Source organism: Candidatus Abyssobacteria bacterium SURF_5 (genome assembly GCA_003598085.1).
Lineage (GTDB): Bacteria > Abyssobacteria > SURF-5 > SURF-5 > SURF-5 > SURF-5.
The window spans coordinates 1-16,839 of sequence record QZKU01000005.1 but is presented as its reverse complement, the minus strand read 5'-3'; the positions used below and the strand labels follow the sequence as shown (position 1 = coordinate 16,839).

Annotated in this window: 11 protein-coding genes and 2 pseudogenes; 3 read left to right on the top strand and 10 right to left on the bottom strand. The window is 48.6% G+C overall.

What is annotated here, in order from left to right; all coding sequences use genetic code 11:
- Positions 1-133: 133 nt before the first annotated feature.
- The 7 genes from C4520_00505 to C4520_00475 all read right to left on the bottom strand — a co-directional run bounded on the left by C4520_00505 (position 134) and on the right by C4520_00475 (position 8,928).
- Positions 134-1,990: a hypothetical protein gene (locus tag C4520_00505; GenBank protein ID RJP26644.1), complete on the bottom strand. Its 1,857-nt coding sequence runs from the start codon at positions 1,988-1,990 to the stop codon at positions 134-136.
- Positions 1,987-2,763: a hypothetical protein gene (locus tag C4520_00500; protein RJP26643.1), complete on the bottom strand. Its 777-nt coding sequence runs from the start codon at positions 2,761-2,763 to the stop codon at positions 1,987-1,989. Before C4520_00500 ends, C4520_00505 begins: the two co-directional genes overlap by 4 nt.
- Before the next feature lie 276 nt (positions 2,764-3,039).
- Positions 3,040-3,639, bottom strand: a complete 600-nt coding sequence (locus C4520_00495; GenBank protein RJP26642.1) for a hypothetical protein — start codon at positions 3,637-3,639, stop codon at positions 3,040-3,042.
- Positions 3,640-3,904: 265 nt separating this feature from the next.
- The gene (locus tag C4520_00490; GenBank protein ID RJP26641.1) at positions 3,905-5,749 is read right to left on the bottom strand and encodes a DUF1570 domain-containing protein; all 1,845 of its coding nucleotides are present in this window, start codon (positions 5,747-5,749) and stop codon (positions 3,905-3,907) included.
- 30 nt (positions 5,750-5,779) lie between these two features.
- Positions 5,780-7,312, bottom strand: a complete 1,533-nt coding sequence (locus C4520_00485) for a hypothetical protein (GenBank protein ID RJP26640.1) — start codon at positions 7,310-7,312, stop codon at positions 5,780-5,782.
- A gap of 205 nt (positions 7,313-7,517) precedes the next feature.
- Positions 7,518-8,288, bottom strand: a complete 771-nt coding sequence (locus C4520_00480; GenBank protein RJP26639.1) for a class I SAM-dependent methyltransferase — start codon at positions 8,286-8,288, stop codon at positions 7,518-7,520.
- 460 nt (positions 8,289-8,748) lie between these two features.
- Entirely contained in the window at positions 8,749-8,928 is a 180-nt protein-coding gene (locus C4520_00475) for a hypothetical protein (protein ID RJP26638.1), read from the bottom strand.
- A 191-nt stretch (positions 8,929-9,119) separates the two neighbouring features.
- On the opposite strand from C4520_00475, the pseudogene C4520_00470 reads away from it, so the two are divergent.
- Positions 9,120-9,408: pseudogene (locus C4520_00470) on the top strand (type II toxin-antitoxin system RelE/ParE family toxin).
- 106 nt (positions 9,409-9,514) lie between these two features.
- Positions 9,515-9,826 (top strand): putative addiction module antidote protein, encoded by a 312-nt coding sequence (locus C4520_00465; GenBank protein RJP26637.1) that lies wholly within the window; start codon positions 9,515-9,517, stop codon positions 9,824-9,826.
- 169 nt (positions 9,827-9,995) lie between these two features.
- Here the strand turns inward: C4520_00465 and C4520_00460 are convergent, their stop codons facing one another.
- The 3 genes and pseudogenes from C4520_00460 to C4520_00450 form a co-directional block, all read right to left on the bottom strand.
- Positions 9,996-10,640 (bottom strand): flavodoxin family protein, encoded by a 645-nt coding sequence (locus tag C4520_00460; GenBank protein RJP26636.1) that lies wholly within the window; start codon positions 10,638-10,640, stop codon positions 9,996-9,998.
- Positions 10,641-10,722: 82 nt separating this feature from the next.
- Positions 10,723-12,717, bottom strand: a complete 1,995-nt coding sequence (locus tag C4520_00455) for an ATP-binding cassette domain-containing protein (GenBank protein RJP26635.1) — start codon at positions 12,715-12,717, stop codon at positions 10,723-10,725.
- A gap of 898 nt (positions 12,718-13,615) precedes the next feature.
- Positions 13,616-14,779, bottom strand: a pseudogene (locus tag C4520_00450) (hypothetical protein).
- A gap of 572 nt (positions 14,780-15,351) precedes the next feature.
- Between C4520_00450 and C4520_00445 the strand changes: the two are divergent.
- Positions 15,352-16,704, top strand: a complete 1,353-nt coding sequence (locus C4520_00445; GenBank protein ID RJP26634.1) for a hypothetical protein — start codon at positions 15,352-15,354, stop codon at positions 16,702-16,704.
- Positions 16,705-16,839: the final 135 nt, after the last annotated feature.

The window sequence follows — 16,839 nt, the reverse complement described above, 5'->3', positions numbered from 1 at the left end:
TCGGCGCTTGCGTTATGGATGCCCTCCAAAATCAAAAGATGGTAATTAAGGAGGGAAAAGGAGATTTTTTTCTTGACTTTGGTTTTTAGAGATGACCCTCCATCTTTCTCGTCTTTTTTTCTTACCAACTCTGTTATCGAATTATCAATACTCTACTCGGCCTTTTCGCTCGAATGTCTTTGCAAAAAGCATTGTCGTCCAGAATTTTATGTTCTGGATCGTAAACAATGAAAAGAATGTAAGCCTGATCAGGGTACTTCGTAAGATCAGCAGCTATACCCTCTGTTGCCTTTGATGGAGAGGTGTTGCCTCTTATATATTTTGCTTCTATTAATAAGTCTACCTCTATGGAACCATGATCTGGAATGACTCTAGCGCAGGCAAACGATACGTTGGGATGTTCGCTTCGGATTTTTGGTTCGTGACTTCGGAGGAATGCCCCTAGCTTTTCATTCAAATCTGGTTCGTCAACAGGACGATGTCGAGCGAACATTTCCGCTATCGGTGATTGCAATGTCTTGCAGATAGTTGCTACGAGCCTTTCAACCTCTGGCTTCAGGTATTCACGGAGAGAGATGAGATGGAGAAGGGAATGTTCAGGCAGGGATTCGAACACATCCTCATGAAGCGCTCTGATTCTGTTTAGGCCGTCCCGAACCTGGTTTCCGTGTTTTCTGAAGAGATCCCATATTCGACAGACCTTTTCTTGGTCCAGGCAATCTAAGGGCAGGTAATCGAGACATTCGGCTAGGTCACTAAGATATTCCTCGTAGAATTTGTCTGCAGAATCTTCTGAAAACGATTTCGCTTGACGAATATAATCGATCATAATGTTTCTCGCTTCTCGATCGTCAATGTGATCTGATACTATATCTGTCATATACAAACCCCGATGGTCTATTGTCTCAGCTTCCGCTGCGTACGATGCGATCCTTCGGTCGATACATTGAAAGCAGTGACCGCAGTGTGTTGTGTCTCTTTTTTTAACAGTACGGCTGCAGGATACAGAACTTGCAAGCAAATCTTCGGCAACCGACGCGAGCTTTCGAATGACATCCGTTTTTGTCGAGAAGAGATAAGGAAGAGCGATTTCAAATGGTTGTCCATCGATTAAGGAAAGGAGCGTGGCCATCCGAGCCATTGTCTGAGGATGGGTGGTCCTGCTTGCGCGGGCGTTTGCCAGATCCTCTCTTCGCCTTAGGTTTATGCTTGTAACGCCGTTCTCGAAAACATTAATACGTTTCTGTCCGTAGGCCCAAGCTATAGCATAAGCCACGCTTGTATATAAGAACGAGCGGCTTCTCTGTGTCTCTTCATCTGCGCGAGCTCCCTTTAGAGTACACTCAAACTTGAAATGTGCAACTCTACGGGGATAAAGTCGGTCGAGCGCATCCACAAGGCTCTTCTGTGTTCGCACAGTCCCGGGTTGCGACTGATGACTCACTAGGATTACCTCCTTGTCCTCGTGTGCGAGTAGATCAAGCGCTCCGCAAAGAGAATCAATGCCACCGGAGAAGAGACATACATTTGGTTCACCAGCTTTTGGCTCTATACGGCATTCGGGAAGGTCAAACAAGCTTGTAGGCTCAGTGGAATGGCCAGGTTGAAAGTGAAAAGAAAATTCCGCATCACCGGTCATGAACTTCAAAACTTCCCGAAGACGTTCTGTCACGAGATGTTGCGACCAGAACTCACAGTCTCTAACGCGAATATGGAATTCGATGGAACGGGACCATGAATGATACTCCACCAAATCATTGCGTCCCCTAGAGATGCTGCGGTCAGCGGCAAAAACGTAACCGGCGATTTCCAGCAAATCTAAAATGCGCGGAGGTAGATGATAGACTGAACGCACTAAGCGCTGCAGTCCTATACGAACGTTAACGGGCCCTCGACCGTCCAGATAATTAAGCACAAACGGATTGACTACATTCTCTGGGCCTTCTGCTCCATTCCCAAGAATAATATGTCGGCCCGCTCTTGCAGTCATTTCGTCGATTCTCTCTGCATTTCCTCTTGGATCTTGCCAAATGCAATCGCAAGGAAGCCTTCGATCTCTCTATCGGATGGTCGTGATTTTAGGGCATGATTATTGAACCACCCAGCTGCGAACGATTGGGTGATCTTGGAAGTCTCAAAAGCATGTTTTGAAACACTATCTATGTGTGTGTGAAGGTTTTTCGAAAACTCTTCGCGAGCCTTCAGCGAAGGCAAAGTCGCGGATGCTTCGCGCTCCAGAAAATAACGTAGATAACGTTCTGTAAAACTAGCAAAGAAAGTCCGTGCTACCTCGCAGAAGCCTCTTGCACTAGCGGACTTCGACCAAACGGTCTTGGCATCCATGCTGTCGTCAAATAGGCTCCTCTGACGACTACTTGCTTTTGTCCATTCAGCTATACTGTCAGCGCCTGCTCGACAGGCGATTTCCGCGTATTCGTTCGAACTTGCGTGTTTCCTTACCCATTCATTCAGTTGCTTCGCCAGCCTTATTGGGGAGGGATTTTCGTTTAGTCGAGTCTCAGGCGAAGCCAAACCTTCTGTTTCCGGAAGATGGTCAGTAGCAAGAGAGATCAGGTAGGCAAAAGCGGCTTGGACCCCTTTATCCTTATGAATAGCGAAAAAGCGATGTTTAACATTTTCGATCGTCTTGGCTGCAAGAGTAGCCGTGAGAGGCTCAGCAGAATATGCTGACGCGGCGATAGTATCAACTATATTGCGCCAACACTGAGACTTCGGCAATCTTCCGACTCTCTCGTGACCCATAGCATCAACCTCTGATTATGAGTTCTAATAATTCTCGAAAATGATTGCTCGTCTTGTTGACGGTCGCTATCTCGTCCGCCGTCAACCCCTAAAATTCAACCAGATTGTCAAGTTTCGGTTCAATGTTCAAAGTTCTAAGAAGGACTTTCCGTGCCGCCATTTTCATCTTATAGCTGTGGGTTCGTTGCTTTTCTCGCTCTTTACCGAATGTGGCTCTCAGTTGTGGGAACGAAGCGCAGAGGAGGTCCCGTCAGCTGCAAGGCATAGTTCGGACTTCTACTCTCTATTTCTCCAAGGTGGCTCCAAAGATTCGAACCATTCCTTTGGAATCAATTCGTCAATATGGCAAGCAGACACATCAGCCTTTTCTGAACCTTCATCTCTTTTCCAAATCTCGAGTTTTCTGTTTTTTGGATTAAAGAAAAACCAAGACTCCGCCACCCACCTTCTAGTATCTCCTGGACTTATGGATTCATAGAGAGTGCAGAATCCGATACGGAGGTCTTGTTTTCCCTCCAATATTAACTGAGGAGAACCAAGGGTAATTTCCGATAGTACAACTGCCTCCGTCGGATATAAAACGTGGTGAGACGCCGAATCAACAGCTGTTCTTAAAGGCTTTGATGCCACCCAAGTTTTTCCGGACTCATATAGAACACGAGCAGGCACTGGACCAGTATTCTTTGCTCGTAGAACTATTACGTCAAGGCTGTGAGGTTGCGACGCTGGCTCTATTACAATAAAAGGGCGAGTCGTGGCTTGTGAAATCTGGATGGTTTCACGTGTTAAACACCCCTGGTATGCAGCCACAACAGCGGCAACAAACGCAGCTAGCGCAGAAGTAAGTATCGCTATCTTTTCCCACTTTGGCGTCATTCTCGACCTATTAATTCAAATCCATTCCTTTTAGGAAAACAAGAGGGTCAGGTCTAACTATTAACAACATCCTGAGCTTGCTGACCGTCTTTGATCTTCTTCCTCATCTTTGGTTGCTGTTCTTTTTTCGCTGAACCGGTGGCTATAAAGAAATTTCCAGGTCTTGAATCTTCTCCGCGTCCATGGTCAAAGGTCAAGCACATCTCTTAGCGTCACGTGATGATCCGTATGGGTAGACGTGCCCCCTTTGTATCTCTTCACACCGTTACTCAATCGGACGGCTGAGAATCCAGGCCTTAAAGTCCTTTTCTATTACATCCAAGTTCATTTCGAAAGTGCTCTCGAAAGCATTAATTGGATCCCCCTCTTGTTCCAAATCGTCTATATACTGAAGCAGAAGATCTTCGTTTCTCAAATCAAACTTTTCGTTCAGGTAATAGATGAATCCCCAGGATTGAGCGTAAAATAATTCTGCTTGTTCGGCATACCCCTCTTTCTTGGTGTATCGGACCAGTTGCCTGAGAGGAATAAGACCATCGTTCCCCGCCAGTTTTAGAGTAATCAGCCGACCTTTGGCTATTCTGGGGACAAGAACTTCTGCGACGTTTATTTCACTGTTCGAGAAAAATTCGGCCAAGCCCTCTTCCAACCAAAGGGGAAGCCCAGCATTCTCTTGATCCCTTTTAATGACATGATCGACATAAGCATGCCAAGCCTCATGGTATAGTGTTTGGAGTTGACTCTTTTCGAATTCTATCAGTAAGCTCCGGCAGAATCTCCTTTCCCTGTCCAGGAGAGACTCTCTCTGCGAAATGAGGATATCCAGTTCCCTAATCGACTCCTGGGTGCGACCGTAGTTTTCCTTTGAAAGCCGCCATTCCTTGTTGATTGCATCTAATTCCTTCCGCCTCCACTCCTCTATCTGATCTCTTCTCCTATTGTATTCAGATGGGTCCATATCCTTGCTATTCTCATTAAGCCTGTATATCTGGTCATCTGCATATTTCTTGATTGCCCGCTCTCGCTCAGCGATGTCCCGTCTTTCCTCTTTTGCCTCAGTTAAAGCTGTACCATCCATGGCGTCTACCACTTCACGAAGTGACGCGATCTTTCTTTCAATCTCAGCAATTGCGCATACGTAAGTTTCAGCCTCAGCAGCAAAGTTTTCATATTCTTGATGAGTGACAATCATATTCAAGTCAGGCACATAAAATCCCGCAACCCTGGGAGAAGCTAATTGCTTGTTTGCTTCCATAGACCTGGCATATTTCGTGTATGAAGGGAAAATCAGAATCTTTACAAAAGGCTCGTTTGACACTGGCACGTTGAAATAGGAATGATATGCCTCAAACATCTGCTCCATTCTCAGTGCAATGGCCCTGATAAAAGATTCAGCAGATTCACCAGCTATGTGAAAATGTGCGGTCGTGAGTTTCCAACATTCACCAACAACTGGGTCATAACCACGTTCGGGCTGACCAACTCTTTTAAATGACTCTCCGCCAGGTCCGGTCCGCCTTATCCATTGAATGTTCTCTTTCAATTTCTCCCTTGAAGACTCTGTGAGCCTTTTGATTCCACAGATCTGATCTATCGGAAAAGTCGCATTGGCAATGGAGCTTTTACCGGTTATGACACTCATTTCCAACTCTTCATCAGTGATAGATTCGATCAAACCTTTCACCGTGCCACCTGTTTGCAGAACCACTTCCTCATACTCACTCGTCGACGCCGTAACTGTATAGGGAACATCCTCCGGTACTGTCGCATTCTCTCGCATTGCCTTGGCATCAACCGGTGGAGAATCAGAAGGGGCGTCATCGGGAGTGGTTTCAATTTCAACAGACACTTTGTCAGGGCTAAACTTGAGCACTATTCCTTCTTCTGTTCGGAAATGGAGATATTTTCCTTTCACTCCAAGACATTTCCCTTTAAATTCCAGCCCCTGTCCCGTCTTCAGAATATCCGCGGTCACAGTTTCAGGTGAAAGCAGAAGGGGTGGCAGCAAGGCTAGAAGCAACGTGAGAAATAGAAGAGAATGTTTGAAGATGCTTCGATTACTCATTGACTTGAAAGAGCACGCACCTTTTATGTGGCACGTATCCAGCATTTCACGCTCTCTCACCCTAGAAACCGCCCTTTACTCCTTATAAAACGACCAGACCTCATCGCTCTCTATGACCGATAGCGGCTTAAGACTCAAATCCACGCCTCGCACTCGCCAGTAAACCCGCTTCCCCGATGGAATTCGGTCCCACATCCAAAGCGGCATTGTCCACGTGGTGTCATAGATGATCAGATGCATGTTTTCATATGTGGACCAGAATGGGACGAGGGGCGGCAATGAGAAATCGACCGCATAAGCATTACTTTCGCCAGCGTCCGCAATCCAAGTGAAGATGGGAGGAGCAGATAAGATGCTGCCATCGGTGGGCGATTGGAGATTTATCTGTAACAGGGAGGGAGCAAATACGAATTCATCGGCTCCGATATCAAAGCCTTCGCCTTGTGGCCGGATATCGCCGTCTATATCCTCATATATACCAATATCAATACCCGCATCAATACAGGGCGAGCCAATGCTTAAGTGGTAGTCACTAGCGCCCATAAAAAGCGGATCGGCATCTATATTCCCAGATTCCCAGTCCAATGTAGAGCCGGAGTCCGCATACACAGCCATCGCACCGCCTTCGATGTCACTAAAAGCTACAGTAACTGAAGCAAAAAGATAAAGGCCTATCTCAGGTGCAGTAGGTGCAGCATCCTGCCAAAAAATGCAACCATTCACAGCAGGTGAGGAATTCTCCGAATAAAGCCCTCCGGATGTAACCCCAGCGGTATTATCACTTATTGTACAGTTACTAATAATCGGTGATGAGGGGTCCCTGCAGTAAATACCACCACCTTGACTACTAGCAGAATTTCCGCTGATAGTGCAGTTAAGAATAGTTGGTGAAGAATGGTCAGCACAAACAATGCCACCGCCATGATAAATATGGGCGACATTATTGTTGATGATACAGTTGCTGATTTTCGCGGATGAACCGGCGGTTAAATGGATTCCCCCACCACTATGATTAGTCCAGTTTTCCGTGAAAATACAATTGGTTATAATTGGCGATGAGGAGAACACGCAATAAATGCCACCGCCATTATAATTGAGAGCTGAGTTCCCATCGATTGTGCAGTTGCCTATTGTCGGAGAAGAGGAGTCCCGGCAGTAAATTCCGCCGCCATCAATATCAGCGGCATTTCCGCGAATATAGCAATTCGAGATTGTTGGTGAAGATGAGGAACAATATATAGAGCCACCATAATTTGCGCGACCGTTCATAAAAGTGAAGCCGTTTATTATGGATGTCGACGCTTCTCCTGAGTGAAAGTAGAATGCCCTTCCGCTCCCTTCGCAATCAATAATGCACGTCTCCGGTCCATTTTCAGATTGTAGTGTCAGCGCCTTTCCCTTGAAATCGAGATTCTTGTTTCCGGCACCCGTATAGGTGCCGTCACGGACAACGATAATATCGCCGCCAGTAGCCGCATCGAGCGCCGCCTGAATTGTACTGAAATCATCCGGCACATAATACGTGGTGGCGATCGCAGGAGAGGAAATCAAAAAAAGAACTGCAAGAACAAGAAGTATTCGCCGTGCCCTGTGCATAATACCCTCCATTAGTTCTTTCGTAGGTTCTCTGGAAGAACTAAATTCTATCGAAAGGAAAACGGAAAGTCAAATCCGGATGCTAACAAAGGACACTAAAAAGCCCCTATTTGCAAGCCTCTGAGCCGCCCCATGTTCGGCAGGAAATGATTGTTCGGACTTAAAATCACTCGGGGCTAACGCCCGTGCCGGTTAGATTCTATCATCAAACCGCGCTCTATAGCCCCGGCAGCGAAGAAACAAGTACCGGCCTGCCGGGGTTTTCTTCGCTCCATGAGGTCTGGCTGAAGCCATGGTAAGCGGTAGTCCGGAATCCATGCTCGTCCAGCATCTCCAGAACATCTCGCAATCTGAAGATGCTGAGTCTGTGCTCATCGATTTGAAAATCGATCCTTCCATTATCGTTGATCAAAAAGAGCGGCCGGTAAGGAAAGACATCTCCTTCAGCGGTTGATGTATGTATCCGCGCAAGGGTGAAGTTGTCTTCGATTACGGTCGTGATCCACGTTTTTCCTTCGAGCCAGTACTCCTTACAAAACTCCATATCTATGATCGCTATTCCTCCAGACTCGAGATGATTCTTGAAGTTCAGAAGAGTCTGCGACAATTCTTCGAGATTCCGATTGTAAGTTATCGCGCCGAACATGCTGATTATTATTTGGAATCTCTTATTGAGTTGCAGTGTTCTCATGTCCATGACGGATAGCGGAGTCTGCGGAAGCTTTTCTCTGGCTATTTTGAGCATTCCTTCATTGGCATCGACTCCAATAACGTCGAAATGCTGCCTGAGAAGCCGAAGATGATTCCCGGTTCCGCAGCCCACGTCGAGCAAGCTGCCGTGCCGGCGGACGCCATGTTTCTTCGCCATCTCCAGGACAAATTTCGCTTCGCCCTCATAATCAACGTGAGAGTTCAACTTGTCATAATATTTTGCGAGACTCTTATACAGAATATGTGAGTCCATTACGCCGGCCCGAGTCAATCCCATTCTTAGTCGAAACTTCCTTCAATCTCCCGAATTCTCTTCATGCGGACACTGTTGTCCAAGATAATTTTCGAAAGCGGAACATCAGATAATTCCGCGCGGCGCGGGATTTGAAAGGTTTCTTCACTGCTGTCCAAGATAATTGCGATATGGCATTTTGATTCTCAAAAACGAATATTCTAGAAGGCCAATTAGAGTGACTAATTCAAGGCTGTTTTTATAAAAGCTTTTTTCACCGCGGAGACGCGAAGAGCGCAGAGAAAGACAATGCACAAGAAGACATCTCAAATCCTTACTTCTATTCTGTCTTTGCGGCCTTCGCAATCGCAGGAGAGGAAATGAGAAGAAGAACGGCAAAAGCGACAAGTGTCCGGCGCATCCAATGCATAACGCCCTCCGCATGTTTGTTCTGTGGGTTCCCTGGAAGAACTAAATTCTATCGGAAGGAAAACGGAAAGTCAAATCAGCGCTGGCCGGTAATCCCGTGCGGGAGAATGCTACTAGCCCGCTCCCATGTCTCCTCCCTCCGTTCCCTCTGCGACCTCCTGTTCAAAGGAATCTTATCCAAAACCCATCCCTGAATCCCCGTTTTTCCAATCGTGCTAACGGGCACGTCGCGCCGTGCCCCTACATCGGCGTTCATCGGTGTTCATCGGCGGTTCCAATACTCCTCAAGAATCTGCGGAATCTGCGGATAAAACACCTTAAAATGGATTCCCGCTAGAGGTCACGCGAAGCCCCGTGATCCCGCTGAGACGCGTGGCAGGCGATTTTTAATCAGTGGAAATCCGACGACTTGCTTTTCAGTATCCTTTGGGATACAATCAGAGTGTGATTGAAGTGCGCCAGACAGACGAATTCGCGCAATGGTTCGATTCCCTGCGAGACAAGGAGGTCCGCGCCCGTATCAATACGCGTATTCGACGTTTATCGCTGGGGGAATCCGGGAGATGTCAAACCGGTCGGCGAGGGCGTTTCCGAACTGCGCATTGACTACGCTGCTGGTTATCGCGTGTATTTTACTCATCGAGGACGTGAAGTGGTGATTCTGCTCGCGGGCGGAGACAAGCGCACGCAAGGTAGAGATATTCTCATTGCGCGGGAACTGGCGCGGAATTTGTAAGTAGATTTTACCGGTCTCCCGGCCGGGCCGCACTCCTCGTGGCGGCAAGGTGCGGGAGAAAGGTTACTCAAGAGACAAGAGACAAGTGACAGGAGACAGGACTAACATGAAACGCAAGAAGACAATAACTCGTCCATGGGACGTAGTGGAGAATCTTAAAACCGAAGAAGATATGGCTGCCTATCTTGAGGCTGCGTTAGAGGAGGGAGACCCCTCTTTAATCTCTGCTGTTTTGGGCGATATAGCTCGCGCCAAAGGCATGGCAGAGATTGCGCGTGAGACTGGACTGGGAAGGGAAAGTCTTTATAAGGCTCTTTCTCCGGAGGGCAATCCTGAATTTGCCACCGTCCTAAAAGTAATCCGAGCGTTGCGCTTGAAACTAAAAGTCCAGACTGCAAAGCGCCAAGAGACGGCGTGAGCATCGGGTCCTTTCACTTCGGGGGAAGACAATAGTGTCAGGTCTACACTTTTTACAAAGGAAACGAATCGGGTAAGACTCCTTGCTCCTCCTTCCTGACGCAATGACGCATGCTCATTGTGCCAGAGTGACAGAAGTGACAGATCTCGATTAGTGGAAGGCTCCTTTTTCAAGAAGAGCTTTTTACCAGTGATTCTCCCACGGCCCTTGCCTGAGAAAGAATTGTTGGATTGTCCCGCGCCGAATTTCTTTTGTTCTCAGAAGCGCAATGCTCTATAAATTCCATGCCGCCGGCATTCAACAAATACCCGAGCAGGCTCAGCCAGTTGTGGACTGTTTCGAAAACATCGGGAGCTTCCTGTGAGGTCACTATCACAATCCTTTTCCCGGATGGAAACCACACCCGCACACCTTTATTGCCCGTGGCCGGGTCAACATCCTCTCCATAGAAACAGTAGAAGCGGTCGATCAAAGCCTTGAATTGCGAGCTGACGTTGTAGCAATAGACCGGGGTCCCAAAGACAAGGGCATCGGCATTTTTCATTTCCTGAAGCAACGGCGACACGTCATCTTTTTGAACGCAGGCCCCGAGCTTCTTTCTGCAGGCGCCGCAGCCCTGGCAGCCTTTCATGTTCAACTCGTTGAGACAGATCAACCGAGTCTCCGCCCCTTTACTTGCGGCGCCCATTAAAACCTCACTTAATAAGGTCTCGGTGTTTCCTTTTTTCCTCGGGCTTCCATTGAATGCCAGAATCTTCATTTGCCTCTCCCTATGTAGTTGCCGACCGAAACAGCCACAACACGCCATACACATTCACAAGCCTGCCATCTCCGACTCCACCGGAAATTCCTTTTCCACAACCGGCGTAATGGATGATCCCACCTCTGGGTATTTTTTATCTCTCATACTCTGCTTCCAGTTTCTTTTTCGCTTCCTCGAATTCCTGTCTCTTCAATTCCGCCTCGAGGGAAAGCCGTTCCCACTCATCAGTCAGCTCCGGTATCATCTTCTTCAATTCGCCGTGTCTGCGGGTAGCAGCCTTCAGCTCATCAGCATCCCCATAACCTTCCGGATGCGCGAAATATTCTTCTAATTCCTTGAATTCAGCTTCCAATTTACCAAGCTCAGCTTCTATTTCCTCTATTCGCTTTTTTAGAGGAGAACTGACGCGGTAATAATCATTGCGCAAGTCACCTTCAGCGGCTTTACGCCGGCGCTGTAATTCCCGTTGCGAGATTGCGTCAGAAGTACCGGGGATGGGAAGGGATTTTTCTTCTTCGAGGATGGCCGCTCGATCCTTCCACGCCAGGAATTCATCATAGTTGCCGGCATAAACGGAAGCAACACCGTTCCGGATCTCAATGATTTTGTTGGCAACTTCGCGAATAAGCGTCCGGTCGTGGGTGATAAAGCAGAGAGTGCCATGATAAGCATCAAGGGCATCACTCAACATTTCCCGCGAGGCAATATCGAGATGATTGGTAGGCTCATCCATCAGTAAGAAATTGGCCGGGCACACCAGCATTTTAGCAAGAGAAAGCCGGCTTTTCTCACCTCCGGAAAGAACCTCTACTTTTTTGAGGACGGAATCCCCGCTGAAAAGAAAAGCCCCCAAAAGCCCCCGCAGATTTTGTTCGGATTCACCGGGGGCTACCCGTCGCAGTTCTTCCAGAACCGTATTTTCCGGGTTCAGAAGCTCCAGTTGATATTGAGCGTAGTAAGCCGTGGAAACATTGGCCCCCAATTTGCGTTCTCCCGAATCAAACGGCAGCACCCCCGCCAATATTTTCAACAAAGTAGTTTTCCCCGCCCCGTTAGGACCTACCAGCGCAACACGATCGTTCCGCCGCAGCTTCAGATTCAAGTCCCGATAAACGACGTTACCGTCATAGGACTTGGCAATCTGATTGAGACTGATAACCTCATCCCCACTCCGTTCCGGATCCGGAAAATTGAAGTGAATCTTACGGGTCGCCCGTGGAACCTCGATCCGTTCGATCTTGGCAAGCGCTTTGATCCGGCTTTGCACCTGGGCGGCCTTGCTGGCTTTATAACGGAACTTCTCGATAAAGCGCATTTCCTTCCTGATTTTGATCTCTTGTCGGCGGGCGGTAGCTTCTCGGGTAGCCAGGTCTTGCTCACGAGCCACAATAAAATCATCATAGGTGCCGCGATAGAAAATAACGTCATCCCTCTCAATGGAAATTATTTTATGGGCTACCCGATTGAGAAAGGCTCGATCATGGGAAGTGACCATGACGGCGCCCTGGTATGACTTCAGGTATTCTTCAAACCAGATGCAGGATTCCAAATCGAGGTGGTTGGTGGGTTCGTCCAGGAGAAGCATATCCGGGTTCAACACCAGCAGCTTGGCCAGAGTCACCCGCATCAGAGTTCCGCCACTGAACTCGCTTAAGGGTCGGAGGAAATCCATTTCCCTGAATCCCAGACCAGTAAGGACCTCTTCAGCCTCATGCTCAACATGGTAGCCGCCGGCAAACTCATATTTATGCTGCAATTCACCGAGTTCGCGTAAAAGTTCTTCAGTATCCTCATCATCGCTGTTTTCGGTGAGAGCTTCCTGAAGCACATGAATGCGGTGCTCAAGCCCGGCTATCCGGGTAGAAGCATGAGCGACATGGGGAAGCAGTCGTTCATGGGCGAAAGGCGTAATTTCCTGACGAGCATAGCCTATCGTAACATCCTTCCGCATGGCGAGGCTGCCCGAATCGGGAACAACATTACCCGCCAGTATTTCGAAAAGGGTGGTTTTTCCGGAACCATTGGGACCGATGACGGCGATACGATCACGGGCGCCGACATTGAAATTGACGCCACTGAAGAGCACCTGCTCGCCATAGACCTTGGAGATATTGACAACGCTTAGCATGAGTTAATAAATACTTGGTGGGATTCAGAGACCATTAATAATCTTGGACTGTACTATTATAAACTGTTTGAAGAAGATTTGAGAAATTACATGGGGATATGCGCAGTGATTTTAAGATTGAGGGAAGATAATGGGATTGTTGGGCTGTTCCTATCCCTAAAGCCCACCGCCTGAAGTCCGCCTCTCTTGTCGGCGTTCATCAGCGTTCACCACGCGAAGCGTGGCAGGTCAGGCGGTTCCAATCATCCTCAAGAATCTGCCCAATCAGCGGATCGTAAATCGTTTCCGCCCTGCGTCTCGCGGGATGAATTATGGACCGAGGGTTGTTAGCTGTTTTTCAAATTCGTGCTAATCCGTGGTCCAAGGATGTTCCTCTTGAATTCGCTCAATTCGTGCGAATTCGTGGTCGAATGAGTCTTTGTTTTCAATCAGTGAAAGCTTGTCCCGGACCCGATCCGGGATCAGCGCAATCTGCGGATCGAGCTCCGGGACGCCGTCTGCGGATCGAAAAATTCCTTCCCTGCAGACTGTGGACTGTGGACTGTAGACTGATTCGCTGTCTACTTATGCTGTCCTGCTACTCTTTATTAAACGACCAGACCTCGTCGCTGGTGATGACGGTCAACGGGTCATGGTCGAGATCGACGCCGCGAACGCGCCAGTATATCGGCGTCCCCGTCGGAATCCTGTTCCAGATTCCGGGAGGCATGGTCCAGGTGTCACCGTAAATGATCTGGTGGAGATGCTCATAGGTTGAATAGAACGACGTGAAATCGGACAAGAAACTCAGGTCGACGGCAAAGGCATTGCTGATTCCTCCGTACGCCGCCCATTCAAAGTTCGGAGGAGCCGTTAGGACGGCCAAATTATCCGGCGATATAAGACTTATACGAGTTAGATCAGAACTGACTTTCAGCAGCCAAACGTCGGCCAAACCCGCCCCATATGACTCCGTGAAGCCGGTGACGATATAGCCGCCGTCGGACGTTGTTCCGACGTCGTATCCGTAATCGAAGGCTGCTGCTCCGAACGTCTGGTCCCACTCCTTCAGCCCGCTGGCGTCGGTTTTGACCAGCCAAAGATCAATCGTGCCTGCTCCATACGACCAAGTGAACCCTCCCATGATATAGCCGCCGTCGGCAGCTAATTCAAGGGAATACGCTTTGTCAAATTCCGTGCCGCCGAAAGTTCTTTGCCATTGTTCGTGCCCGTCGGCGTCGGTCTTGATCAGCCAGAAATCGACACTCATTCCCACGGGCCACATGTTGCCGGCGATAATGAAGCCGCCATCGGCGGTTTGGCGGACACAGTAGGCGTCATCCCAGCCTGATCCTCCGAAGGTTCTATTCCAGATCTCATTTCCGTTAGCATCTGTCTTGATAAGCCATGCATCGTAGCTGCCCGCGCCAAAAGACCCTGTTGTGCCGGCGATGACGTAACCTCCCTCAACCGTTTGTTGAACGCTGAAGGCTTCGTCCCAATTGTATCCGCCAAACATCTTGTCCCACACTTTGTTTCCACTTGCGTCCGTCTTTATAAGCCAGAAGTCACCGCCTATTCCATACCAAAAATCATGGTCAAGCATTCCGGCCATGATATATCCGCCATCAAGCGTCTGCTGGACGGAGTGACCGAAATCGGAAAGACTTCCACCAAATGTCTTATCCCATTGTTTATTTCCGAGAGCATCGGTCTTGATAAGCCATGCGTCGTGCTCGCCGGCGCCGAAAGAGTAGGTGACACCGGAGATAATGTAGCCGCCGTCAAGCGTCTGCTGTACACTCGTGGCCCAGTCGGATTCGACCCCGCCAAAGGTCTTGTCCCACTGCTTATTTCCGCCCGCGTCCGTCTTGATGAGCCAGACATCGGCTGCACCCGCGCCGGTGGAAAAGGTGTACCCTGCGACGATATATCCTTCGTCACTGGTTTGCTGAACGGCTCTGCCCACGTCCTCGCTGTATCCCCCGAAACATTTATCCCATTCGAGGTCCTGAGCCATTGCGCCGGTAACTAACAACGAAGAAATGGTTAGAGTGAAAAACGCCTTTGTGAACAGTTTCATCTCGCTCCCTCCTCTTCAGCCGCTCAGCGGGCTGCGGAAAATTTGTGCGGGGAAGAACCTTGTTCCGTCCATTCGCAGAACGAGGAGTCATAGCTTCCCTTTAAGGTCCACGACCATGGCGCCGGTTGGCGGCGCGCCTGCCATCTCGCGCGATGACCGTATAGCCTGCAACGTCAGGCGCCGCCTGATTTGTCAGGCACGCGATAGGTTCCGCATAGGAAGCACCTGCTGCGCCAGATACATAGCACCCCCCAATTTTTTGTCTGGTTCTCAAGGAGGAGTAAATTTTATCGAAAGGAAAAGGGGGATGTCAAATGGGATCACTGATTTCACTATTTCGCTTTATGATCTCTTTTAAAGCAATATAAATCAATATCTTAACTTGAAATCTCAGGAAAAGTATCAATTGTTTGCTTGACAATTACCAGTGCATATGAATATGATGCTTCAGCCACAGGATAAGATTCGCACGGATTCTTATTGAGAGGCTGCCGGCGCTAAGTTTTCGCACAGCGCCTGTTGCACGATCGGGCTTCAAAAAGAAAAGCGATTTATAGGAAGGAAGATAAAAGATGGGTGCCATTCTTTCAAAGCGGACATTAATTGTGGCCCTGTTTCTGGCTTTTTTCCTCGTGCCAGCGAATGAAGCCGTTCTCGCGCTGGAATGGAGTGAAAACGTGACTTCCGGCGGTCCTCAAATCGTGCCATATATCATTTCTTTCGGCTGGGGACAAGATCCAGATCAGATCACGGTTAAGGACCCATGTACGGGTGAGATTTTGGCTGAATCGGCTGCCTATGCACGGGGTTCTTATGTGACCGTAAAAGTGATCTTTCGGTTACGATGGGGGACGGTGTCGGCTGCCGTAGTCGCAGCGAAGGGCAGTTTGGGTGGACTAGGACCGGAGCTGGCTTTTTTCTATGGGGGATATTCGCAGGTAGTAACGATGAAAACGCTGGAGCCTTTGGCAAATACAATCGGGGTCGAGGACGTCCTGTGGACATGGGGCTACAAGACTTACTTAAATCCATGGCAAAAAATAGGCTCCTCCACCCATAAGATCTATAGACTGAACAAGCCTCCAGTAGAGCCGAACCTCTATTTTCCGTTGGTAGTCTGGACTACTGATTGGTGTGACGCCCTGCCTGAGCCAATAAATGACAAGGCGATAGCTGATGCTATATTCCAGGGATTTGTCTCCACGGGAGTGATCAAGTATTGCGGGGATAATCCGGGCTATACCACCGATGACGTGCTCTGCTATGGAGAAGGCATGTGCGGAGGAATGAAAGAGGTTTTCTATGATGCTTGCGCTACGCAGGGCGTATATGTGGAGAGGAGTTGTTGGGAACTGTGGCCTTCTGATATGTTCATCGAGTTCAAGTGGTATCACACCATTTTCTTCGATCCTGGGCTGGGGCGCGACGAGCCCACCGGTAGCTATCCAACCGTATCTTTTCTGGAAATGAAGGAGGTTGACTCAGCCTATCCTTGCCCGCGCTGGTTCGGCGAAGGCTCTGGTTTCGATGATGTGCGGGAGGAGACACGAAAAGCATATAGGTTTGGACTCTATGATGGGCATTGTGTAAACTTTCTGGATTACGAAGGCACACTATATCTCTACGACCTTTCTTTTGGTATCGGTCCAATTCCGGATACTTTCAGCACCCTGCCAATGTCATACGAAGATTTAAGCGGACTGGAATTGTACGATTTCCGCGAGAGATACTATAACGATGCTGTCGATTATATGGAAGGTTTGATCTATTGTTACTTCGTCGATCAAGAGGAATGCCCAGGGCATTGGGCGGATATTTTGGACATCAGCCCCCACGTAATACCGTACGAAGATCAAGAGTTACTTTTGCTATGGAAGAATGAAATACGAATTACGGAGGAAAACCAGCAATGTCTGCCAAATTAAGATGGAGAAGGATAAGCTGGGCCGCCATATTTTTTCAGCTCCTCACAAGAATTTGTGGGTTAATTCTGGTATAGGGAGATTTCCGAGTACGTGATAAAGGGCCAAAGAAAAAGTTTCGAAGGTGCGGTAGCCGTA

Bases quoted from the DNA above. Each gene is read 5' to 3' on its own strand.
- C4520_00505 (RJP26644.1), bottom strand. From the start codon at position 1,990: ATGACTGCAAGAGCGGGCCGACATATTATTCTTGGGAATGGAGCAGAA.
- C4520_00500 (RJP26643.1), bottom strand. From the start codon at position 2,763: ATGGGTCACGAGAGAGTCGGAAGATTGCCGAAGTCTCAGTGTTGGCGC.
- C4520_00495 (RJP26642.1), bottom strand. From the start codon at position 3,639: ATGACGCCAAAGTGGGAAAAGATAGCGATACTTACTTCTGCGCTAGCT.
- C4520_00490 (RJP26641.1), bottom strand. From the start codon at position 5,749: ATGCTGGATACGTGCCACATAAAAGGTGCGTGCTCTTTCAAGTCAATG.
- C4520_00485 (RJP26640.1), bottom strand. From the start codon at position 7,312: ATGGAGGGTATTATGCACAGGGCACGGCGAATACTTCTTGTTCTTGCA.
- C4520_00480 (RJP26639.1), bottom strand. From the start codon at position 8,288: ATGGGATTGACTCGGGCCGGCGTAATGGACTCACATATTCTGTATAAG.
- C4520_00475 (RJP26638.1), bottom strand. From the start codon at position 8,928: ATGAACGCCGATGTAGGGGCACGGCGCGACGTGCCCGTTAGCACGATT.
- C4520_00465 (RJP26637.1), top strand. From the start codon at position 9,515: ATGAAACGCAAGAAGACAATAACTCGTCCATGGGACGTAGTGGAGAAT.
- C4520_00460 (RJP26636.1), bottom strand. From the start codon at position 10,640: ATGTGTATGGCGTGTTGTGGCTGTTTCGGTCGGCAACTACATAGGGAG.
- C4520_00455 (RJP26635.1), bottom strand. From the start codon at position 12,717: ATGCTAAGCGTTGTCAATATCTCCAAGGTCTATGGCGAGCAGGTGCTC.
- C4520_00445 (RJP26634.1), top strand. From the start codon at position 15,352: ATGGGTGCCATTCTTTCAAAGCGGACATTAATTGTGGCCCTGTTTCTG.